Origin of the sequence: Streptomyces albofaciens JCM 4342 (genome assembly GCF_008634025.1) — a bacterium.
Classification (GTDB): domain Bacteria; phylum Actinomycetota; class Actinomycetes; order Streptomycetales; family Streptomycetaceae; genus Streptomyces; species Streptomyces albofaciens.
On the sequence record NZ_PDCM01000002.1, the window covers coordinates 774534 to 796535 of the forward strand.

General features: G+C 72.7%; 16 protein-coding genes. 12 read left to right on the forward strand and 4 right to left on the reverse strand.

Annotation, left to right across the window (positions count from 1 at the left end; translation table 11 throughout):
* Positions 1 to 290: 290 nt before the first annotated feature.
* From CP973_RS23875 to CP973_RS23905, 7 genes are all read left to right on the forward strand, one after another.
* On the forward strand, positions 291 to 3977 hold the full coding sequence (locus CP973_RS23875) for a nitrate reductase subunit alpha (protein ID WP_150244878.1): 3687 nt from the start codon (positions 291 to 293) through the stop codon (positions 3975 to 3977).
* A 1-nt stretch (position 3978) separates the two neighbouring features.
* On the forward strand, positions 3979 to 5619 hold the full coding sequence (gene narH / locus CP973_RS23880) for a nitrate reductase subunit beta (RefSeq protein WP_167538500.1): 1641 nt from the start codon (positions 3979 to 3981) through the stop codon (positions 5617 to 5619).
* Positions 5616 to 6242, forward strand: a complete 627-nt coding sequence (gene narJ, locus CP973_RS23885) for a nitrate reductase molybdenum cofactor assembly chaperone (RefSeq protein WP_150244881.1) — start codon at positions 5616 to 5618, stop codon at positions 6240 to 6242. Before narH ends, narJ begins: the two co-directional genes overlap by 4 nt.
* Entirely contained in the window at positions 6239 to 7048 is an 810-nt protein-coding gene (gene narI / locus CP973_RS23890) for a respiratory nitrate reductase subunit gamma (RefSeq protein ID WP_150244884.1), read from the forward strand. The genes narJ and narI overlap by 4 nt, the downstream gene beginning before the upstream one ends.
* A gap of 492 nt (positions 7049 to 7540) precedes the next feature.
* Positions 7541 to 8824, forward strand: coding sequence for an isocitrate lyase (gene aceA, locus CP973_RS23895; RefSeq protein WP_150244887.1), 1284 nt, complete (start codon positions 7541 to 7543; stop codon positions 8822 to 8824).
* A gap of 131 nt (positions 8825 to 8955) precedes the next feature.
* Positions 8956 to 10554, forward strand: a complete 1599-nt coding sequence (gene aceB, locus CP973_RS23900) for a malate synthase A (RefSeq protein ID WP_150244890.1) — start codon at positions 8956 to 8958, stop codon at positions 10552 to 10554.
* On the forward strand, positions 10551 to 11420 hold the full coding sequence (locus CP973_RS23905) for a 3-hydroxybutyryl-CoA dehydrogenase (protein WP_150244893.1): 870 nt from the start codon (positions 10551 to 10553) through the stop codon (positions 11418 to 11420). Before aceB ends, CP973_RS23905 begins: the two co-directional genes overlap by 4 nt.
* 65 nt (positions 11421 to 11485) lie before the next feature.
* Here CP973_RS23905 and CP973_RS23910 read toward each other — a convergent pair whose 3' ends face one another.
* From CP973_RS23910 to CP973_RS23920, 3 genes are all read right to left on the reverse strand, one after another.
* Positions 11486 to 12625: a bifunctional 2-methylcitrate synthase/citrate synthase gene (locus tag CP973_RS23910; RefSeq protein WP_150244896.1), complete on the reverse strand. Its 1140-nt coding sequence runs from the start codon at positions 12623 to 12625 to the stop codon at positions 11486 to 11488.
* A 94-nt stretch (positions 12626 to 12719) separates the two neighbouring features.
* Positions 12720 to 13625 (reverse strand): methylisocitrate lyase, encoded by a 906-nt coding sequence (prpB, locus tag CP973_RS23915; RefSeq protein WP_150244899.1) that lies wholly within the window; start codon positions 13623 to 13625, stop codon positions 12720 to 12722.
* Complete coding sequence (locus tag CP973_RS23920; RefSeq protein WP_150244902.1) at positions 13625 to 15133, reverse strand: MmgE/PrpD family protein; 1509 nt, start codon at positions 15131 to 15133, stop codon at positions 13625 to 13627. The genes prpB and CP973_RS23920 overlap by 1 nt, the downstream gene beginning before the upstream one ends.
* Positions 15134 to 15333: 200 nt before the next feature.
* Between CP973_RS23920 and CP973_RS23925 the strand changes: the two genes are divergently transcribed.
* The 5 genes from CP973_RS23925 (at position 15334) to CP973_RS23945 (ending at position 21144) form a co-directional block, all read left to right on the forward strand.
* Positions 15334 to 16776, forward strand: coding sequence for a short-chain fatty acyl-CoA regulator family protein (locus CP973_RS23925; protein ID WP_150244905.1), 1443 nt, complete (start codon positions 15334 to 15336; stop codon positions 16774 to 16776).
* 135 nt (positions 16777 to 16911) lie between these two features.
* Positions 16912 to 17481 (forward strand): 2Fe-2S iron-sulfur cluster-binding protein, encoded by a 570-nt coding sequence (locus CP973_RS23930; protein WP_150244908.1) that lies wholly within the window; start codon positions 16912 to 16914, stop codon positions 17479 to 17481.
* Positions 17478 to 18482, forward strand: coding sequence for an FAD binding domain-containing protein (locus tag CP973_RS23935; RefSeq protein ID WP_150244911.1), 1005 nt, complete (start codon positions 17478 to 17480; stop codon positions 18480 to 18482). The genes CP973_RS23930 and CP973_RS23935 overlap by 4 nt, the downstream gene beginning before the upstream one ends.
* Positions 18479 to 20707 carry a xanthine dehydrogenase family protein molybdopterin-binding subunit gene (locus CP973_RS23940; RefSeq protein ID WP_150244914.1) on the forward strand — a complete coding sequence of 743 codons (2229 nt, stop codon included), beginning with the start codon at positions 18479 to 18481 and terminating at the stop codon, positions 20705 to 20707. The genes CP973_RS23935 and CP973_RS23940 overlap by 4 nt, the downstream gene beginning before the upstream one ends.
* Before the next feature lie 200 nt (positions 20708 to 20907).
* Positions 20908 to 21144, forward strand: coding sequence for a hypothetical protein (locus tag CP973_RS23945; protein ID WP_425282017.1), 237 nt, complete (start codon positions 20908 to 20910; stop codon positions 21142 to 21144).
* An 18-nt stretch (positions 21145 to 21162) separates the two neighbouring features.
* On the opposite strand, the gene CP973_RS23950 is transcribed toward CP973_RS23945, so the two are convergent.
* Positions 21163 to 21918: an AfsR/SARP family transcriptional regulator gene (locus tag CP973_RS23950; protein ID WP_150244916.1), complete on the reverse strand. Its 756-nt coding sequence runs from the start codon at positions 21916 to 21918 to the stop codon at positions 21163 to 21165.
* Positions 21919 to 22002: the final 84 nt, after the last annotated feature.

Consider the following 22002-nt stretch of genomic DNA (forward strand, 5'->3'; position numbering starts at 1 on the left):
GAAGCCTCCGACTCGGCCTGTCGCGGAAAACATATATCCGGCGTCATTCTCCTCTCGAAACAAACAGGCATTCGCTCTCTGCATATGCGTGCGGCATGTAGAGCAAAGCAGATGGAAGCTTGTGTATAACTCTGTCCAATTGTGCCCGGCGATGTGGTTCGAGGAACGATTCCAGGTTCAAAATTGGGCCGGAAATGCGCCCTGCCCACTGAACGGTCACAGGGTGCCGCTACGGAGAGAAGGGACGTCGGGCCGTGGCGCATCGCGGATCACGCAGGACAACGGAACGTGTGGCGGGCGCGGCGGCGGATCGGTTGCTGCGGCTGGGACGGCAGTTGCAGGGCACCACGACGACATCGGACCAGCGGGCCGTCTTCCGTACGGACCAGGAGGTCAACGACGCGCCGTACCGTGAGCGGTGGGCGCACGACAAGGTGGTGCGCTCGACCCACGGCGTGAATTGCACGGGCTCCTGTTCCTGGCAGGTCTTCGTCAAAGACGGACTCATCACCTGGGAAACGCAGCAGACGGATTACCCGTCGGTGGGCCCCGACCGCCCCGAGTACGAGCCCAGGGGATGCCCGCGCGGAGCGTCCTTTTCCTGGTACACCTACTCCCCCACGCGGGTGCGCTATCCGTATGCGCGCGGCGTGCTGGTGGAAATGTTCCGGGAGGCACGGGACCGGCTCGGTGACCCGGTGGCGGCCTGGGCCGAGATCACCGAAGACGCGGACAAGCGCCGCCGGTACCAGCGGGCGCGCGGCAAAGGCGGCCTGGTGCGGATCGGCTGGGACGAGGCCCTGGACATCGCGGCCGCCGCCCACGTCCACACCCTCCGGCGCCACGGGCCGGACCGGATCGCCGGGTTCTCCCCCATCCCCGCGATGTCGATGGCCTCGCACGCGGTCGGCGCCCGCTTCATGGCCCTGCTCGGCGCGCCCATGCTCTCCTTCTACGACTGGTACGCGGACCTGCCGATCGCCTCCCCGCAGGTCTTCGGCGACCAGACCGACGTCCCGGAATCCGGCGACTGGTGGGACGCGGCGTATCTGATGCTGTGGGGCTCGAACGTGCCGGTCACTCGCACCCCGGACGCCCACTGGATGGCCGAGGCCCGCTACCGCGGCCAGAAGGTCGTGGTGGTCTCCCCCGACTACGCCGACGCCACCAAATTCGCCGACGAATGGCTGCACCCCCACCCCGGCACCGACGGCGCACTGGCCATGGCCATGGGCCACGTCATCCTGCGCGAATGCTTCGTCGACCGCCAGGTCCCCTACTTCACCGACTACGTCAAGGCCTTCACCGACCTCCCCTTCCTGGTCGAACTGGAGCCGCGCGGCACGTCTTTCGTGCCGGGCAAGTTCGTCACGGCGGCCGCCCTGGGACTGTGCGAGGACGAGCAGGACGGGACGGCCGGGCAGTGGAAGCCGGTGGTCTTCGACGCGGGGCGGGGTCTTCCCGTGGCACCGCCCGGCACGCTGGGAGAACGGTGGTCCGAGCAGGGCGCGGGCCGCTGGCATCTCGGCCTGGGCGACGTGGACCCGCTGCTCAGCTTCCATGGAGAGCAGGGCGCCACCAGCGTGGAGGTCGTTCTTCCGCGCTTCGACCGGGGCGCGGAGAGTGACACCGGTACCGTGCGCCGGGCGGTGCCGGTGCGCGAGCTGGGCGGCCGCCGGGTGGCGACCGTCTTCGATCTGCTGCTGGCCCGGTACGGAGTGCACCGTCAGGGCCTGTCGGGGCAGTGGCCCCAGGGGTACGACGACGCCGCGGTGCCGTGCACCCCGGCCTGGCAGGAGACGCTGACCTCGGTTCCGGCGGGGGCTGTCGTACGGGCGGCGCGGGAGTTCGCACACACCGCGGAGAAGACGCGCGGTCGCTGCATGATCGTGATGGGCGCCGGTACCAACCACTGGTTCCACTCGGACACCATCTACCGGTCCTTCCTGACGCTCCTGCTGCTGACCGGCTGCCAGGGCGTCAACGGCGGCGGCTGGGCGCACTACGTCGGTCAGGAGAAGGTGCGCCCGTACGCCGGGTGGCAGCAGTTGCAGAGCGCGGCGGACTGGGTGCGGCCGTCGCGGCAGATGGCCGGGACACCGTTCTGGTACCTGCACACCGACCAGTGGCGGTACGAGTCCTACCGCGCCGACGCGCTGGCCTCCGCGACGGGTCGCGGTCTGTTCGCGGGCCGGCACACCGCTGACCTGGTGGCGCAGTCCGCCCGCCTGGGCTGGATGCCGTCCGCTCCCACGTTCAGCGAGAACCCTCTGACCCTGGGGGAACGCGTCCGCGCCGCCGGGAGCGAACCGGGGCAGTGGGTCGCCGGCCAACTCCGGGACGGGCAGCTCCGGTTCGCGTGCGAGGACCCGGACGACCCGGCGAACTGGCCCCGGGTGCTGACCGTATGGCGGGCCAACCTGATCGGTTCCTCCGCCAAGGGCAACGAGTACTTCCTGCGGCACCTGCTGGGCGCCGACGACAACGCGAGCGCCGAAGAAGCGCCTCCCGGGGCCCGGCCGCGCGACGTCACCTGGCACGAGCAGGCGCCGCGCGGCAAGCTCGACCTGCTGCTGGCGCTGGACTTCCGGATGACCTCCACGACCCTGATGGCGGACCTGATCCTGCCCGCCGCCACTTGGTACGAGAAGCACGACCTGTCCAGTACGGACATGCACCCGTACGTACACGCCTTCTCGCCCGCGATCATTCCGCCCTGGCAGGCCCGTACCGACTTCGAGATCTTCCACGGCCTGGCGTCGAAGCTCAGCGAACTGGCCCGTGGGCGCCTGAACACCCGGCACGATCTGGTGGCCACCGCGCTGATGCACGACACGCCCGGTGAGACGGCGCAGCCCGGCGGAGCGGTGCCCGACTGGCGGGAGGCGGGTCCGCCCCGGCCCGGGCACAACCTGCCGGCGTTCGCGCTCGTCGAGCGGGACTACACCGCCGTGGCCGCGAAGCTGGCGAGCCTGGGGCCGCTGGCCGAGGAGGCGGGCATGACCGTCAAGGGTGTGACCGTGTACCCGCGGGCGGAGGCCAGGTGGCTGGCGGACCGGTGCGGGACGGCCGCCGACGGCGCGGCGGGCGGCCGCCCGCTGCTGGACACGGACGTGAAGCTGTGCGAGGCGATCCTCGCCCTGTCGGGCACCACGAACGGACGGCTGGCCGCCGAGGGGTTCGCGCGCCTCGCCGAACGCTGCGGTCCCGACAGCGGACTGGAGGAGCTGGCCGCCTCGGTCGCCGAACGGCGCGTGGTCTTCTCCGACACCCAGGCGCGCCCGGTGCAGGTGGGAGCCAGTTTCGAGTGGTCGGGCAAGGAGGGCCCCGAGCGCCGGTACGCGCCGTTCACGATCAACACCGAGCACCGCAAGCCCTGGCACACCCTCACCGGCCGCCAGCACTTCTACCTCGACCACGACTGGATGGCCGAACTCGGCGAGCAGCTCCCCGTCTACCGGCCGCCGCTGGACCTGGCCGCACTGGGCGAGCACCCTCCGGCGGGGGGCGAGAGCGAGCGTTCGGTGACGGTCCGCTACGTCACCCCGCACTCGAAGTGGTCCATCCACTCCGAGTACCAGGAGAACCTGCTCATGCAGACGCTGGCCCGCGGCGGCCCGGTCATCTGGCTCAGCGTCCAGGACGCGGCGCGGATCGAGGTGGCCGACAACGACTGGATCGAGGCGGTCAACGCCAACGGCGTGGTCGTCGCACGGGCCGTCGTCTCGCACCGGATGCCGCCCGGCACCGTGTTCATGTACCACGTACAGGAACGCCTGGTGAACGTGCCCAAATCCCAGGCCACCGGCCGGCGCGGCGGAGTGCACAACGCCCTCACCAAGCTCCTGATCAAGCCCACCCACCTGATCGGCGGCTACGGCCAGCTGTCCTTCGCCGCCAACTACTACGGCCCCACCGGCAACCAGCGGGACGCGGTCACCACCATCCGGCGCCGCTCGCAGAACGTGGAGTACTGACATGCCTCGCGGCACACCCCCCACCCGCCGGGTCATGGCCCAGGTGGCCATGGTCATGAACCTCGACAAGTGCATCGGCTGCCACACCTGCTCGGTCACCTGCAAACAGACCTGGACCCATCGTTCCGGCACCGAATACGTCTGGTTCAACAACGTCGAGACCCGGCCCGGCCAGGGCTACCCCCGCGCCTACGAGGACCAGGAGCGCTGGAAGGGCGGCTGGCGGCTCAAGGGCGACCGCCTCGTACCCCGCAGCGGCGGCCGGGCCCGTCGGCTGGCCCGTCTCTTCGCCAACCCCGAACTGCCCGCCCTGAGCGACTACTACGAGCCCTGGACGTACGACTACGCGAACCTCACCACCGCGCCCCTCGGCGACGACCTGCCCACCGCACCGCCCCGTTCCCTCATCGACGGCCGCCCCACCGACATCACCTGGGGTCCCAACTGGGACGACGACCTCGGCGGCGGCCCCGACCACCTCGCCGACGACCCCGTACTGAAGAAGATGAACGAACGGGTCCGCCTCGAATACGAGCAGGCCTTCATGTTCTACCTCCCCCGCATCTGCGAACACTGCCTCAACCCCTCATGCGTCGCCGTCTGCCCCTCCGGCGCCCTCTACAAGCGCATCGAGGACGGCATCGTCCTCGTCGACCAGGACCGCTGCCGCGGCTGGCGCATGTGCGTCACCGGCTGCCCCTACAAGAAGGTCTACTTCAACCACCACACCGGCAAAGCCGAAAAGTGCACCCTGTGCTACCCGCGCATCGAAGCGGGCCAGCCCACCGTCTGCTCCGAAACCTGCGTCGGACGACTGCGCTACCTGGGCGTCATGCTCTACGACCCCGACAAAGTCGGCGAAGCCGCCCGCGTCACCGACGAAAAGGACCTCTACGAAGCGCAGCTCACCTGCTTCCTCGACCCCACCGACCCCGGCATCGCCCGCGCCGCCGAGGAATCCGGCATCCCGCACGACTGGATCACCGCCGCCCGCCGCTCCCCCGTGTACGCCCTGATCAACACGTATCGCGTCGCACTGCCCCTGCACCCGGAATACCGCACCATGCCCATGGTCTGGTACGTGCCGCCGCTGTCCCCCATCGTCGACTCCCTGACCCGCAGCGGCCACGACGGCGAGGACCCGGCCAGCCTCTTCGGCGCCATCGACGCGCTGCGCATCCCCCTGGACTACCTCGCGCAGCTCTTCACGGCGGGCGACACCGCCCCCGTCGAAGCCGCCCTGTGCCGCCTGGCCGCGATGCGTACCCACATGCGCCGCATCAACCTCGGTGACCCCCGGGACCCCGCGATCGCCCGGAGCGTCGGCCTGGGCGAGCGGGACATCGAGGACATGTACCGGCTGCTGGCCCTCGCCAAGTACGAGGACCGTTACGTGATCCCCACCAGCTACACCGGAACCGTTCCCCCGGACACGGCGGACGGCGGGTGCAGTCTGGACGGGGACGGCGGTCCGGGCATGTACGACGCGGGCCTGCCGGGCATGGACTCCTTCCATGCCCCGCCGGCCCCCGAACCCGTCGCGGCGTCGGACGGACTGCGCGGCCGGGTCAATCTGCTGAACTGGGACGGCAAGGGCCTGCCCCGCGGTCTGTTCCCCCGCCGCCGGGAGAGCGAACGGTGACCGCCGTCCGTCCCGCCGTCCATCAGGCGGCCTCCCTGCTGCTGACGTATCCCGACGGCGACTGGCCCGTACGGCTGGCCGCCGTCACCGAGGCCATGCGCGCGCTGCCGGGCGAGCCACCGGCCGCGCTAGTGCGCTTTTGCGCCTACGCCCGGACCGTACCGCCACTCGACCTGGCGGCCCGTTACGTCCTCACCTTCGACCGCAGCCGACGCCGCACCCTGCACCTGACGTACTACACCGACGGCGACACCCGCCGTCGCGGCGCGGCCCTCGCCCGACTCAAGGGCCTGTACCGCGCCCACGGCTGGCAGCCGGGCGGCGGCGAACTGCCCGACTTCCTCCCCGCCGTACTGGAATTCAGCGCGCGCTGTCCCGAACCCGGACTGGCCCTGCTGCGCGAGCACCGGCCCGCCCTCGAACTGCTCGGCCGCGCTCTGGAAACGCACCGGAGCCCCTACGCGGAGGTGCTGCGTGCCGTGCGCGGCACCCTCCCGGCCCCGGCGGCCGCCGACCGCGCCGCCGCCCTCGGCCTGGCCCGCTCCGGGCCACCCACCGAGAACGTGGGCCTCGACCCCTTTCCCGCCGCCGGATCGCCGCGTACCGAAGGAGCCCGCAGGTGACCCACGTGCACATCGCCCTGTGGGGAGTGCTGCCCTACCTGGTCCTGGCCATCCTGATCGCCGGCACCGCCTGGCGCTACCGCTACGACCGCTTCGGCTTCACCACCCGCTCCAGCCAGCTCCACGAGTCCCGTCTGCTGCGCATCGGCGGGCCGCTCTTCCACTACGCCCTGTTCCTGGTCGCCGGCGGTCATGTCATGGGCCTGCTCGTTCCCGAGGCGCTGACCGAGCGGCTGCGCGTCAGCGAGCATCTGTACCACCTGACGGCCCTGACCATCGGCGGCCTGGCGGGCGTGGCCGCCGTCGCCGGTCTGGCGGTCCTCCTCCACCGCCGCCTGCGCGTGCCCGCCGTCCGCGCCGCGACCAGCCGCAGCGACCGCCTGGTGTATCCCCTGCTGGCCGTCGTCCTGCTCGCCGGTCTGCTGGCCACCGCCTCCACGGTCACCAACCCCTACGACTACCGGCTGGGCGTCTCGGTCTGGTTCCGCAGCCTCTTCGCCCTCGACCCCGACGTCGGCGCCATGGCCCGGGCGCCCTTCGTCTACCAGCTGCACGCCCTGCTCGGCATGGCGCTGTTCGCCCTGTGGCCGTTCAGCCGCCTGGTCCACGCGTTCACCGCGCCCCTCGGGTACGTCTTCCGCCCGTACATCGTCTACCGCTCCCGTGGCCGGAGTCCTTCCCGCCGCGCCGGATCCGGGCAGCTGGAGTATCGATGGGCCACGAGGCCGTACCCGGGCGGGGCACCCGCCGGACGCGCGCGGGGGAAGCCGTCGGGCGCCTCCCACCGGGACGTTTCACCTCGGTGATGACCGCGGGCCTCGTCTCCCGCGCGGCGGACGCCATCGGCGCGCGGGTGGCGTCCCACGTACTGCCGGGTGTGGGCGTGCTCCCTACGCGGTCCGGTCGGTGCGGCCATGGTCGTGGAGCGGGCGCGCCGTTGGCGCCCGAGTGAGGTGACAGGCCCCGGGTGCCCCGTCCCAACTCCCTTCGCAACCTTGGCAGAACCCGGCCGGAAGATTCGCAAAGGTTGGCATGCGTACCCCCTTGTTGGCACTCAGTGCCAGTGCCAGGGTGGTGTCCACGCGGCCCGCCGGGCCCGGCGGCAGCCGCCCGGAACCGGGGCACGATTTCCGCCCTGACGTCGGAGACCCCGGCGTGGACGGCAGCCCGCACCGGCAGCATTGCTCACCTCGCCGCACGGCACGACGGCGGGCCGCTCCCCAATAGAGACACGCAGTGCCATTTCCGTGGCGGCGCGACACACGGATTGGCAGACGAAACAGCACGAGGAGACGGTCATGGCAGAGGCGAGCACGCAGGCGGCCGTGGAACTGGCGCGGCGGTGGGCGTCCGATCCGCGGTGGCGGGGTGTGGAGCGGACCTTCGGCGCGCAGGACGTGGTCCGGCTGTCGGGCAGTGTGCGGGAGGAGCACACGCTGGCGCGGCGGGGTGCGGAGCGGCTGTGGCGGCAGCTGCACGAGCGGGACTACCTCCATGCGCTGGGCGCGCTGACGGGCGGCCAGGCGGTGCAGCAGGTCAAGGCCGGGCTGCAGGCCGTCTACCTGTCCGGCTGGCAGGTGGCCGCCGACGCCAACCAGGCCGGGCACACCTACCCCGACCAGAGCCTGTACCCGGCCAACTCCGTCCCGCAGGTCGTGCGCCGCATCAACAACGCGCTGCTGCGCGCCGACCAGATCGCCACCGCCGAGGGCAGCGGCGACGCCACCAACTGGCTGGTGCCGATCGTCGCGGACGCCGAGGCCGGCTTCGGCGGCCCGCTGAACGCCTTCGAACTGACCAAGGCCATGATCGCCGCCGGGGCCGCCGGGATCCACTACGAGGACCAGCTCGCCTCCGAGAAGAAGTGCGGCCACCTGGGCGGCAAGGTCCTCGTGCCGACCTCGCAGCACATCCGCACCCTCAACGCGGCCCGGCTGGCCGCCGACATCGCCGACGTGCCGACCGTCCTGATCGCCCGCACCGACGCGCTCGCCGCCACACTGCTGACCAGCGACGTGGACGAGACCGACGCCCGCTTCTGCACCGGCGAGCGCACCGCCGAGGGCTTCTACCGGGTCGAGAACGGCATGGCCCCGGCCATCGCCCGCGGCCTGGCGTACGCCCCGTACGCCGACCTGCTGTGGATGGAGACCGGCACCCCCGACCTGGCCCAGGCCCGCGAGTTCGCCGAGGCCATCCACGCCGAGTACCCCGACCAGCTGCTGGCCTACAACTGCTCGCCGTCCTTCAACTGGAAGGCGGCCCTGGACGACGACCGGATCGCCAAGTTCCAGCGGGAGCTGGGCGCGATGGGCTACCGCTTCCAGTTCATCACCCTGGCCGGCTTCCACTCCCTCAACCACGCCATGTTCGACCTCGCCCGCGGCTACGCCGAACACGGCATGACCGCCTACGTCGACCTCCAAGAACGCGAGTTCGCCGCCCAACAGCAGGGCTTCACCGCCGTCAAGCACCAGCGCGAGGTCGGCACCGGCTACTTCGACCTGGTCGCCGGCGCCATCCACCCCGCCTCCGCCACCACCGCACTGACCGGCTCCACGGAGGAGGAGCAGTTCCACTGAGCGCTCCACGCGGCCGGTCCCGGCCGGGCCCCGGCGGCCCGGCCGTCCGCCCGGACCGGCCCTCCGCCCGGGCGCAGAGGCGGGCGGTCGTCCCCGTCCGCCCCTCCCCTCCCCCTTCCCCAGGAGAACCGATGCTCACCAGCGCACTGACCCACCGTGTCCGTGTCCTCGCCGCTCCGGGGCACCGGCACGACGAGATCCTGACCCCCGCCGCCCTGGACTTCGTCGGCCGGCTGGCCGACGCCTTCACGGACCGCCGCCGGGACGTTCTCAAGGAGCGCCGCAGGCTGGCGCTGCGCCTGGCGTCGGGCTCGCCGCTCGACTTCCCCCTGGTCACCTCCGCGGTGCGCGCCGACCCGTCCTGGCGCGTCCCGCCGCCGGCCCCGGGCCTGACCGACCGGCGGGTGGAGATCACCGGCCCGCCCGAGCGCCGGACGACCGTCGACGCGCTCAACTCCGGGGCACAGGTGTGGACGGCGGACTTCGCGGACGCCACCTCCCCCACGTGGGAGAACATCGTCGGCGGCCAGCTCAGTCTGCTCGACGCCGTCGAGCGCCGGATCGACTTCGTGACGCCGGAGGGCCGGGAGTACCGGCTCGGAGAGCCCGCACGGCTCGCCACCGTCATGGTCCGCCCGCGCGGCTGGCACCTCGACGAGGAGCACCTGGAGTACGGCGGCCGGCCCGTACCCGCCGCCCTCGCCGACTTCGGTCTGTACTTCTTCCACTGCGCCCAGCGGCAGATCGACGCCGGACGCGGCCCGTACTTCTGCCTGCCGAAGCTGGAGAACCGGCACGAGGCCCGGCTGTGGAACGACATCTTCGTCCTCGCCCAGGACCTGCTCGGCATACCGCGCGGCACCATCCGCGCCACGGTCGTCGTGGAGACGGTCACCGCCGCGTTCGAGATGGAGGAGATCCTCCACGAGCTGCGCGAGCACAGCGCGGGTCTCGGCGCCGGCCGCCGGGACTACCTCTTCAGCCTGATCAAGACGTTCGGGCACCGCACCGACTTCCTGCTGCCGGACCGGGCGAAGGTGACGACGACCGCGCCCTTCCTGCGGGCCTGCACCGAACTGCTCGTCCGCACCTGCCACCGCCGCGGCGCCCATGCCATCGGCGGCCTGGCCGCCCACGTCCCCGGCGAGGACCCGGCCGCGAACGAGGCCGCGCTCGCCAAGGTCCGGCTCGACAAGGAGCGGGAGGCGGAGGACGGCTTCGACGGGTCCCGGGTGGCCCACCCCGGCCTGGTGCCGGTGTGCCGCGAGGTCTTCGACGGTGTGCTCGCCGGCCGGCCCCACCAGCTCGACCGCACCCGCGACGACGTGCACGTGACGCCCGCCGACCTGCTGTCGGTACGCCGGATCAGCAGCCCGCCCACCCCGGAGGGCGTGCGGACCGGCATCGCCGTCGCGCTGCGCTACTTCGCCGCCTGGCTGCGCGGCGAGGGTGCCGTCGCCCTGTACGGCCTGACGGAGGACGCGGCCGCCGCCGAGTTCGCGCGGGCGCAGATCTGGCAGTGGCTGCGGCACCGGGTGATCGACCGGGAGACGGTGCTGCGGCTGCTGGACGAGGAGGCCGCCGCGCTGGGTACGGAGTACCCGTGGGCGCCCGTGGAGGAGGTCCGCGCGCTCTTCGAACGGACGGCGCTGGCGGGCGAACTGCCGCTGTTCTTCACCCCGGACGCGTACGCGCGCCACCTCGTGCGGCGGACGGAGGCCGGGGCATGAGCCCGGACATCCGGCGGGTCGGTGTGGTCGGCGGCGGCCAGATGGGGGCGGGCATCGCCGAGGTGTGCGCGCGGGCCGGGCTGGACACCGTGGTGTGCGAGGTGGACGCGGTCGCGGCCCGGGCCGCCCGGGACCGGGTGGCGGCGTCGCTCGACCGCGCGGTGCGGCGCGGCAGGCTGGCGGAGTCCGCGGCCGGGGACGCGCTGGCCCGCCTGGTGTTCACCGGCAGTCTGGAGGACCTGGCCGACCGGCAGTGCGTCATCGAGGCCGTGGTGGAGAACCCGGACGCGAAAACCGAGGTCTTCGCCGCGCTGGACAAGATCGTCGAAGATCCGGCCGCCGTGCTGGCCACCAACACCTCCTCCCTCCCGGTGATGCGGCTCGGCATGGCGACCGGCCGCGCGGACCGGGTCGTGGGCCTGCACTTCTTCCATCCCGTTCCGGTACTGCCGCTGGTGGAGGTCGTGACCTCGCTGCACACCTCGGCGGCGACGGCCGCCGCGGCCGAGGACTTCGCGACCCGGGTGCTCGGCAAGACCGTGATCCGCTCCAAGGACCGGGCGGGCTTCGTCGTCAACGCGCTGCTCGTCCCGTACCTGCTGGCCGCGATCCGGATGGCGGAGTCCGGCTTCGCCACCGCCGCGGACATCGACACGGGCATGGAACTGGGCTGCGCCCACCCCATGGGTCCGCTGAAGCTCGCGGACCTGATCGGCCTGGACACCGTCGCCTCGATCGCGGAGTCCCTCCACGCCGAGTTCCGTGAGCCGCTGTACGCGCCACCGCCGCTGCTGCACCGGATGGTGGAGGCGGGGCTCCTCGGCCGGAAGACCGGCCGGGGATTCCACCCCTACGGCCAGGGCTGAGGGACCTGGTGGCGCGGGCTGAGGGGCCCGTGCGGCGGCCCGGGGGCGGCCGGGAAGCGGGCACGCTACCCGGCCGCCCCCGGCACCGCCCGCTGGTTCGGTCCCGCGTACGAGGCGAGGGGCCGGATCAGCGCGTTGTGGGCGAGTTGTTCGGTGATGTGGGCCGTCCAGCCGGTGATCCGGCTCATCACGAAGATCGGCGTGAACGCCGGGGTGTCGAAGCCCATCAGGTGGTAGGCCAGGCCGGCCGGGTAGTCCAGGTTCGGGTGGATGCCCTTGCGGCCGGTCATCGCGGTGCGGAGCGCGCTGTGCAGGGTGGCCAGCCGGGTCGTCTCCGGGTCGGCGGCGCGGGCCACCAGGCGGTCCAGCGCGTCCTGCATGACCGGCACGCGGGAGTCGCCGTGCTTGTACACGCGGTGGCCGAACCCCATGATCTTGCGCTTGGCGGCCAGCGCCTCGTCCAGCCACTCCGCGGCGCGCCGCGGGTCGCCGATCTCCTCCAGCATGTGCATGACGGCCTCGTTGGCACCGCCGTGCAGCGGCCCCTTGAGGGCGCCGATCGCGGCGGTGACCGCGCTGTAGAGGTCGGAGAGGGTGGAGGTGACGACGCGGGCGGTGAACGTCGACGCGTTGAAGCTGTGTTCGGCGTAGAGCACGAGGGAGATCTCGAAGCAGCGGACCACCTCGGGGGCGGGCACGCTGCCGAAGCACATCTGGAAGAAGTTCTCGGCGTAGCCGAGTTCGGGGTCGGGCGGGAGGGGGACGAGTCCCCGGCGGCGGCGCTGGTCGGCGGCGACCACGGTGGGCAGCTTCGCCAGCAGGGTCAGGGATTTGGCGCGGTTGGCGGCGGGGCTGCCGTCGTCCTCGGTGGGGTCCTCGGCGCCGAAGAAGCTGACGGCCGTACGGAGCACGTCCATCGGGTGGCAGGTCTCCGGCAGCCGGGCCAGCAGTTCGGAGGTGGTGCGGTCCAGGGGGCGCAGGGCGCGTTCGCGGGCCTGGAACGCGCGCAGCTGGGCCGCGTCGGGGAGTTCGCCGTACCACAGGAGGTGGGCGACCTCCTCGAAGGAGCACCGGACGGCCAGGTCCTGGACCGGATAGCCGCGGTAGGTCAGGGAGTTGGTCTCCTGGATGACGGTGGAGATCTCGGTGGTGTCGACGACGACACCGGCGAGGCCGCGGTGGACCGCGGGCGCGGTGGTGGACATGGGGGTGCCTGCCTTCGTGGGTCAGGTGCCGGGGATCAAAGGCCGGGGGCCGCCCAGGGCCTCGGATTCGGGGCCCTGGGCCAAGGACCCGGGGTCAGGTGCCGGGCGGGAGGGTGAAGTCGAAGACGGCCGAGTCGAAGGCCGCGTAGTCCTCGTAGCCGAGGAGTCCGTACAGACGGGAGCGGGTCTGCATGCGCGGCAGCAGGGATTCCTGGGTGCCCTCGGCGGCGAGCGTGCGCAGGCCGTCCTCGACGGCGCCCATCGCCAGGCGCAGCAGGGTGACCGGGTACAGGGCGATGTCGTAGCCGAGGTTCTCCAGGGTGCGGGTGTCCAGCAGGGGCGTCTTGCCGAACTCGGTCAGGTTCGCGAGCAGCGGTACGTCGACCGCCTTGCGGACCGCCTCGAACTCGGCAGGCGTACCGAGGGCTTCGGGGAAGACCGCGTCGGCGCCGGCGTCGACATACGCCTTCGCCCGGTCGATCGCCGCGTCCAGCCCCTCCACCGCGCGGGCGTCGGTACGGGCCATCAGCAGGAAGTCCGGGTCGCGGCGGGCGTCCACGGCGCCCTTGATCCGGCGGACCATCTCCTCGCGCGAGGTGATGGTCTTGCCGTCGAGGTGGCCGCAGCGCTTGGGGTTGACCTGGTCCTCCAGGTGCAGCCCGGCCAGCCCGGCGTCCTCCATCAGCTGCACGGTGCGGGCGGCGTTCACCGGCTCGCCGAAGCCGGTGTCGGCGTCGATGAGGACGGGCAGATCGGTGACCCGGGTCGTCTGCTGGGCGCGGGCGGCGATCTCGGTGGACGTGGTCAGGCCGATGTCGGGCAGGCCCAGGTCGGCGGCGAGGACGGCGCCGGAGAGGTAGGCGGCCTCGAAACCGGTGTCCTGGATGAGGCGCGCGGAGAGCGGGTTGAGGGCGCCGGGCACGGTCAGCAGGCGGCCGGTGGCCAGCCTTTCGCGCAGCGCGCGGCGGCGTTCGGCGGGGGTGGTGCGGGTGTGCAGCATCAGAACAGGCCCTTCGGCAGGCTCGCGTCGTACGCGGCGACGGCCTCGGTGTCGACGGCCGGGAACAGGCCGTCCAGGCCGGGGGCGGTCAGCTCGGCCAGGTGCTCGGCGGCGGCCAGGAAGCGGTCCTGGCCTTCCGGGGTGACGGCGTTCCCGGCGAGGGTGCGGAACTTGTCCGCGTAGGCGGGGCGGTCGAACGGGCGGGCACCGGCCGGGTGCGCGTCGGCGACCGCGAGCTGGTCCTCGATCACCGAACCGTCCGCCAGGGTGATCACCGCGCGGCCGCCGAAGGCGCGGCGGTCCGGGTCGGGGTCGTGGTAGCGGCGGGTCCACTCCGCGTCCTCGACCGTGGTGATCCGCCGCCACAGTTCGACGGTCTCCGGGCGGCGGGCGCGCTCGGGCGCGTAGGAGCGTTCGTGGTGCCAGGTGCCGTCCTGGAGGGCGACGGCGAAGATGTACGGCACCGAGTGGTCGAGGGTTTCCCGGCCGGCCGTGGGGTCGTACTTCTGCGGGTCGTGGGAGCCGGAGCCGATGACGTGGTGGGTGTGGTGGCTGGTGTGCAGCACCACGGAGCGGACGCGCTCCGGCGAGGGGATCTTCTCGCGCAGCCGCCGCGCCAGGTCGATGATCGCCTGGGCCTGGTATTCGGCGGAGTGCTCCTTGGTGTACGTGTCGAGGATCGCGCGCCGGGGCTCGCCCGGCTCCGGGAGCGGGACGGTGTAGTCGGCGTCCGGGCCGTCGAGCATCCAGGCCAGGAAGCCGTCCTCGCCCTCGTAGACGGGCGACGGGGACGTCTCGCCGCGCATCGCCCGGTCGACCGCCTCGATCGCCGCCTTGCCGGCGAAGGCGGGGGCGTACGCCTTCCAGCTGGAGATCTCGCCCTTGCGGGACTGCCGGGTCGCGGTCGTGGTGTGCACCGTCTGCTGTACGGCCTGGTAGACGGTCTCCGTGGGCAGGCGCAGCAGGGCGCCCAGGCCGCAGGCGGTGGCCGCGCCGAGGTGGGCCACGTGGTCGATGCGGTGCTCGTGCAGGCAGATGCCCTTGACCAGGGCGACGTGGATCTCGTAGGCGGTGATGATGCCGCGCAGCAGGTCGGCGCCGGTGCGGCCGGTGTGCTGGGCGACGGCGAGCAGGGGCGGGATGTTGTCGCCGGGGTGCGAGTAGTCCGCGGCGAGGTAGGTGTCGTGGAAGTCCAGTTCCCGTACGGCGGTGCCGTTGGCCCAGGCGGCCCACTCCGGGGAGGCCCGGACACGGGTGCCGAAGACCGAGGCCCCGGGGGCGGCTCCGCGGTGCGCGGTGGCCTGCGCGCGGGCCACCGCGACCGGGCGGCGCAGCAGGGCGGCCACGGCGACCGAGGCGTTGTCGATCACGCGGTTGACGGCCATGGTGACACTGTCGGCGTCCAGTTCCCCGGTGGCGGTGGCCACGGCCGCGAGCTTCCAGGCGAGCTGGTCCTCGCGCGGCAGCCGGTCGGCGCTGGGGTGGACTCGGACGTGGTGCTCGAACACGGGACTCCTCGTGCGCTGCCGGACGGTGCTGACGTATCCGAGGCTGCCCCTCCCGCGTCCGCCGGACCACCGTTCCAATCTGCGGAATCCGTACAGCGCGCACGGGTGAATCCGCGAAGACTGCGAATTCTGCGGATGCTATGTTCGCAAGAACCGCCGCTCCGGCACCGCTGCCGGCGGCCCGCCACGGGAGGTGCGGCATGGCCCGACGAGCGGCCGACCGCAAGGTCTACGCCCATGCCCGGCTGCGCCGGCTGCGCCGCGAGCACGGCATGAACCAGGTCGAGATGGCCCGCGCCCTCGGCATCTCGACGAGCTACGCCAACCAGCTCGAACAGAGCCAGCGCCCGCTGACCGCCCCGGTGCTGCTGCGCATCGCGGAGGTGTTCGGCGTCGACACGGAGTTCTTCTCCGAGGCCGGTGAGGACCGGCTCGCCACCGATCTGCGGGCCGCGCTCTCCGACGAGGCGTGCGGGGTGCCGCTGCCCGCCCCCGAGGAGATCACCGAAGCCGCCCGCGACCACCCGGAGGTGGCCCGCGCCCTGGTCGCGCTGCACCGCCGCTACCGGGACGCCGCCGAGCAGGCCGCCGCCCTCGCCTCCCCCGGCTCGGGCAGCGCACTACTGCCCCCTGCCGAGCCGCACGACGAGGTACGGGACTTCTTCTACGCCCACCACAACCACTTCGAGCCCCTGGACACCGAGGCCGAGTGGACGGCGGAAGCCCTGGGCCTGCGGCCGGGCCGGACCGCCGACGCGCTCGCCGTACGGCTCGCCGAACGGCACGGCGTCCGGGTGGTCGAGGCGGCCGCGGGCCGGACCGCCGACGCACGGCGCTTCGACCCCGGCACCGGGCTGCTGTTCCTCTCCCCCTGGCTCAGCGAAGGCCGGCGCGCCTTCCAGCTCGCCACCCAGCTCGCCCTGCTGGAACACGGGCCGCTGCTCGGTCAACTGGCGGACGGTGCCGCCGACTTGACCTCACCGGAGTCACGGGCGCTGGCCCGCATCGGCCTGGCGAACTACTTCGCGGGAGCCCTGCTCATGCCCTACGCCTCCTTCCACCGGTCCGCCGAAGAAGTGCGCTACGACATCGAGATGCTGTCCGCCCGCTTCGGGGTCGGCTTCGAGACGGTGTGCCACCGCCTGAGCACGTTGCAGCGCACCGGCCGCCGGGGCGTGCCGTTCTCCTTCCTGCGGGTCGACCGGGCCGGCAACATCTCCAAACGCCAGTCCGCCACCGACTTCCACTTCTCCCGCCTCGGCGGCACCTGCCCGCTGTGGACGGTGTACGAGGCGTTCTCCGCGCCCGGCCGCATTCTGACCCAGGTCGCCGAAATGCCGGACGGCAAGCGGTACTTCTGGATCGCGCGGACCATCACCCGCGGCGGGTTCGGGCACCACGCGCCGCGCGCCGAGTTCGCCGTGGCGCTCGGCTGCGAACTGCGCCACGCGCACCGGCTGGTCTACGCCGGGGGCGTCGCCCTGGACGATCCGCGGGCCGCGACACCGATCGGCCTGGGCTGCCGGATCTGCGAACGGCGCGACTGCGCCCAGCGGGCGCGGCCCCCGGCCGGCGGGCGGCCGGCCATCGACCCGGACCGGCGTACGTACGTGCCGTACCCGGTCGAGACCGGCGGGCCGTGACAATGGCGGTCCCCGGGCGGCGAAACGGTCTCCGACGGAACCCTCCCGAAACCCGGGTCTTCGCGGGAATCTAAGGACGAATGCCGCGCCCGACGGGGCGGCACCCACCATCCGGACGACACCCGCGAGGCTGCGATGAGCGATTCGGTCACGGAGGCCGTGGGGCCGGGCCAGGACGAGGAGGACCGGCTCCCGACGGTCACGCTGTACGTCAACCACCAGGAGCGGCGGCTCGCGGTGGACCCGCGGACCTCGCTGCTCGACGCGCTGCGCGAGCGGCTGCGCCTGGGCGGCACCAAGAAGGGATGTGATCACGGGCAGTGCGGCGCCTGCACGGTGCTGGTCAACGGCCGGCGCGTCAACTCCTGCCTGACGCTCGCCGTGATGCACGAGGGCGACGACGTGGTGACGATCGAGGGGCTGGGCGGCCCCGATGACCTGCACCCCCTCCAGGCCGCCTTCATCGAGTGCGACGGTTTCCAGTGCGGCTACTGCACGCCCGGCCAGATCGTCTCGGCCGTCGGCATGCTCGGCGAGGTGGCGGCGGGCTGGCCCAGCCACGCCACGGCCGACGTGGCCGCCCCGCGGATCGCGCTGACCGACGAGGAGATCCGCGAGCGGATGAGCGGCAACCTCTGCCGGTGCGCCGCCTACCCGAACATCGTCGCGGCCATCCGCGGCGCGGCGGAAGGAGGCCCGGGTTGAGGTCCTTCACGTACGAGCGGGCGACCGAGGCCCAGGCCGCCGTCGCCGCGGTGGCCAGGGACGGCGCCACGTTCATCAGCGGCGGCACCAACCTGCTCGACCTGATGAAGCTCGGCATCGAGCGTCCCGCCCACCTGGTCGACATCAGCCGCCTTCCGCTGCGCGACATCGAGGAGCTGCCGGACGGCGGCCTGCGGATCGGCGCCCAGGCGGCCAACTCCGATGTGGCCGCCGACGCCCGCGTGCGCACCCGCTACCCGGTGCTGACGCGGGCGCTGGTCTCCGGCGCCTCGGGCCAGCTCCGCAACAAGGCGTCCACCGGCGGCAACCTGATGCAGCGCACCCGCTGCCCGTACTTCTACGACACGGCCGCGGACTGCAACAAACGGCAGCCCGGGAGCGGGTGTTCGGCGATCGGCGGGTTCAACCGTATCCACGCGGTCCTCGGTACCAGCGACTCCTGCATCGCCACCCACCCCTCGGACATGGCCGTCGCGCTGACCGCGCTGGAGGCGGAGATCGAGCTGCTCGGTCCCGGCGCGTCCGTACGCCGCGTCGGCATCGCGGACTTCTACCGGCTGCCGGGCGACACCCCGCACATCGAGACCGTGCTGCGGCCCGCCGAAATGATCACCGGCGTGCTGCTGCCGCCCCCGCCGCCGGGCCGGCAGCTCTACCGCAAGGTGCGCGACCGGGCGTCCTACGAGTTCGCGCTGGTCTCCGTGGCGGCCGTCGTCGCGGCCGACCGGGGCACGGTCGAGGCGGCGCGGGTGGCGTTCGGCGGGGTGGCGCCCAAACCGTGGCGCTCCTTCGAGGCGGAGGCCGCGCTGCGGGGCCGGCCGGCCACGACGGCCACGTACCGCGCCGCCGCCGAAGCGGCGATGCGCGACGCCGTCGGGCGGGGACACAACGACTTCAAGATCGAACTGGCCCGGCGCACACTGTGCCGGACGCTGGCACAGGCGGCCGGGCCGGGGCGTCCGGCCGAGGAGGCGAAATGATCACCGGGCGAGCGTGGAACCGCGTCGACGGCCCGCCGAAGGTCACCGGCCGGGCCGCCTACGCCTACGAGCGGTGGGAGGCCGGACAGCCGCTCTACGGGGTCGTCGTCGGCGCTACGGTCGGCAAGGGCCGCATCACCCGGATCGACACCGCCGAGGCCGAACGCGCTCCCGGCGTACGGATGGTGCTGACCCATCGCAACGCCCCGGCGCAGGGGCCCCGCGACGAGTCCGTGCAGTTCGAGTACTGGCGGGCCCAGCCGGTGCTGACCGGCCCGGACGTCCGCCACCACGGCCAGCCGGTGGCGTTCGTCGTGGCCACGGCCTTCGAGCAGGCCCGCGGCGCGGCCGGCCTGATCCACGTGGAGTACGCCGAGGAGCGCGGACGCTTCGACTTCGCCGCGCACGCAGCCCAGGCGTACGCCCCCAAAGCGGTCAACGCCGGGCTCCCCACCGACACCGCGGTGGGGGACTTCGCCGCCGGGTTCGCCGGCGCGCCGGTCCGCATCGACCGGCGCTACACCACGCCGTACGAGTTCTCGATGCCGATGGAGCCGCACGCGTGCCTGGTGGAGCCGCGGGGCGAGGACCTGATCGTGCACGTCAGCTGCCAGATCGTCGACGCGGCGTGGGCCTCGGTCGCGGCCACGCTCGGCATCGCCCCGGAGCGGGTCCACATCGTCTCGCCGTACGTCGGCGGGGGCTTCGGCTCCAAGCTGGGCGTCCACGCCGAGACGATCCTGGCGGCGCTGGCCGCGCGCGATCTGCGCCGGCCGGTCAAGGTCGCACTCACCCGGCAGCAGCTCTTCCAGCTCGTCGGCCTGCGCCCCACGTCCAGCCAGCGGGTCCGGCTGGGGGCGGGGCGCGACGGGCGGCTGGCCGCGATCGGCCACGACGTCACCCTGTACACCAGCCCCGACGTGGAGTACGCCGAGCAGACCGCCGCGACCAGCCGCAGCCTGTACGCCGCGCCCCACCGGGCGACGAGCCACCGGCTGGTGCCGCTCGACCTGCCGCGCGGAGCGGACGTCCGGGCCCCGGGCGAGGCGCCCGGCCTGCTGGCGGTGGAGTCGGCGATGGACGAACTGGCCGACGCGCTCGGCATGGACCCGGTCGAACTGCGCATCCGCAACGAGCCCGCCGTCGATCCCGAGCGCGGCGTGCCGTACAGCGACCGGCACCTGGTCGACTGCCTGCGCGAAGGCGCGCGCCGGTTCGGCTGGGAGCACCGCCCCGCGGCTCCGGCGAGTGTGCGCGAGGGGCGGTGGCTGGTCGGCTACGGCATGTCGGCCGCCATCCGCGGGCACTTCCAGGGGCCGACGGCGGTACGGGTACGGCTGGAGGCGGACGGCACCGCCGTCGTCCGCACGGACATGACCGACATCGGCACCGGCACGTACACCGTCCTCACCCAGGTCGCGGCCGACGGGCTGGGACTGCCGCCCGACGGGGTGCGGATCCAACTGGGGCGTTCCGGCTACCCCCGCAGCTGGGGGTCCGGGGGCTCGTGGGGCGCCGCCAACTCCTGCACCGCGGCGGACCGCGCCTGCGCGGCCCTGCGTACCCGACTGCTGGACGCGGCACGCTCCGACCCGGACTCTCCCCTGTACGGCCTGCCCCCGGCGGACGCCGTGTTCACGGGCGGCCACGTACGCGTCGGCGACGCGTCCGAGCCCCTGGGCGCGCTCGTCCGGCGCCACCACCCCGAAGGGCTGGAGGCGGTGGGCGAGACCCGCTTCATGGGCGACGAGCCGGACTACGCGGCCTACTCGATCCACACCTACGGGGCCCACTTCGCCGAAGTGGGCGTCGACGCGGACACCGCCGAGATCCGGCTGCGCCGGATGCTCGGCGTGTTCTCGGTGGGCCGCGCGCTCAACCCGAAGACGGCCCGCTCGCAGCTGATCGGCGGCATGATCTGGGGCGTCGGCGCCGCCCTGGAGGAAGAGGCCGTCGTCGACCCGCGGTCCGGCGCCTTCGTCACCCGGGACCTGGCGCACTATCTGGTCCCGGTCCACGCCGACGTCCCCGACGTCGACGCCGTCATCCTCGACGGCCACGACGCCCGGGCGAACGCCCTCGGTGCCAAGGGCGTCGGCGAACTGGGCATCTGCGGAGCCGGCGCCGCGGTCGCCAACGCGGTGTACAACGCCACCGGCATCCGCGTCCGCGACTTCCCCATCACCCTGGAGAAGCTGCTGCCCGGGCTGCCGGTGGATGTCTGAGCCCGGTACGTGCCGGTCTGCCGTCCGCACCCGGCCGGTGGGGGCCGGGTGCGGGGCGTGCCGGCACGGTCCTGGACGCGGACGGCGGCACAGCTTCCTCGCGTGGCCCGAACGATTCGGCCGGAGAGGCGCAATGCCGCCAACCCTGACCAACCTCACCTCCCGCCCTTTTCGTTCGGGCTACACAGGGATGCGCGGACGTGTCCGTCCGACGGGAGGAGCTGCCGGTGCTGACGATCAACGTGGCGGTATTGCTCGCCGTCATCGTCTTTCTGCTCATACGCCGACGTGTACAGGCCAGAAGCCGGGTCGACCAGAGCGTGACCGTGGCGCTCGCCCTGACACTGGGCGTGCTGGTCGCCCAGACCGGGTTCGGCCGCTGGATCCTGGAGGTGGTGGGCAGCCTCGCGAACGGCATCTCCCAGATCGGCCAGTGAGGTCACCGCCCCTCCCCCTCAAGACGCCGACCTCAGCACCTCCTCCTGCGCGCGTTGCAGGTCGTGCGAGGGGTCGAGGCCGAGTTCGTCGCGGAGGAGGCGGCGGACCTTGTGGTAGACGTGCAGGGCCTCGCCGCGGCGGCCGGCCTTGCCGAGGGCCAGCATGAGCTGGGCGTGGAACCACTCGTCGTACGGGTACTCCATCACCAGGGAGCGCAGGTCGGTGATCAGCTCGCCGTAGCGGCCGAGGCCCATGGCGGCCTGGATGCGGAGTTTGCGGACCGAGACGCGCCGTTCGTCGAGGTTGCTGACGTAGTCCCGCAGCGCCCGGCCGCAGGGCACGTCGGCGAGGGGGGTGCCGCGCCACAGGGCCAGCGCCTCCTCGGCCCAGTGGAGCGCGCCGTCGGCGTCGCGGGCGGCGTAGCAGGCCTGGGCGCGGTCGGCGAGGCGTGCGAAGTGGTGGGTGTCGAGCGATTCCTCGGGGGTGTGCAGCAGGTAGCCGGGCGGCGCGGTGACGATGGCGCGCTCCTGCGGGTCCACGCCCAGTTCCTCGATGAAGTCCTTGCGCAGCTGGTAGATGTAGGTCTGCGCGGTGGTGACCGCGGTGCGCGGCAGGGCGTCGCCCCACAGTTCGTCGAGGATGGATTCCAGGCTCACGATCTGGTTGGCCCGCATCACGAGCAGGGCGAGCACCTGCTTCACTTTCGGGGCGCTCGGGGTGTAGGCCAGCCGGCCGTTGACGGCCCGGATGGGGCCCAGTGCCTTGAAGTCCATGGTCTCTTCCGCCTCCGCTGAATCTGTGGTCACACCGTCGGCCGAACGGATCCAGACGCTAATGGCGGCGGAACGGGGGCCCAA

What these genes read in the sequence shown, in the direction of transcription:
- CP973_RS23910 (WP_150244896.1), bottom strand. Translation starts at nt 12,625, where the DNA reads ATGTCCACCACCGCGCCCGCGGTCCACCGCGGCCTCGCCGGTGTCGTC.
- CP973_RS23950 (WP_150244916.1), bottom strand. Translation starts at nt 21,918, where the DNA reads ATGGACTTCAAGGCACTGGGCCCCATCCGGGCCGTCAACGGCCGGCTG.
- CP973_RS23905 (WP_150244893.1), top strand. Translation starts at nt 10,551, where the DNA reads ATGAGCCCGGACATCCGGCGGGTCGGTGTGGTCGGCGGCGGCCAGATG.
- CP973_RS23930 (WP_150244908.1), top strand. Translation starts at nt 16,912, where the DNA reads ATGAGCGATTCGGTCACGGAGGCCGTGGGGCCGGGCCAGGACGAGGAG.
- narH (WP_167538500.1), top strand. Translation starts at nt 3,979, where the DNA reads ATGCCTCGCGGCACACCCCCCACCCGCCGGGTCATGGCCCAGGTGGCC.
- prpB (WP_150244899.1), bottom strand. Translation starts at nt 13,625, where the DNA reads ATGCTGCACACCCGCACCACCCCCGCCGAACGCCGCCGCGCGCTGCGC.
- aceB (WP_150244890.1), top strand. Translation starts at nt 8,956, where the DNA reads ATGCTCACCAGCGCACTGACCCACCGTGTCCGTGTCCTCGCCGCTCCG.
- CP973_RS23940 (WP_150244914.1), top strand. Translation starts at nt 18,479, where the DNA reads ATGATCACCGGGCGAGCGTGGAACCGCGTCGACGGCCCGCCGAAGGTC.
- CP973_RS23925 (WP_150244905.1), top strand. Translation starts at nt 15,334, where the DNA reads ATGGCCCGACGAGCGGCCGACCGCAAGGTCTACGCCCATGCCCGGCTG.
- aceA (WP_150244887.1), top strand. Translation starts at nt 7,541, where the DNA reads ATGGCAGAGGCGAGCACGCAGGCGGCCGTGGAACTGGCGCGGCGGTGG.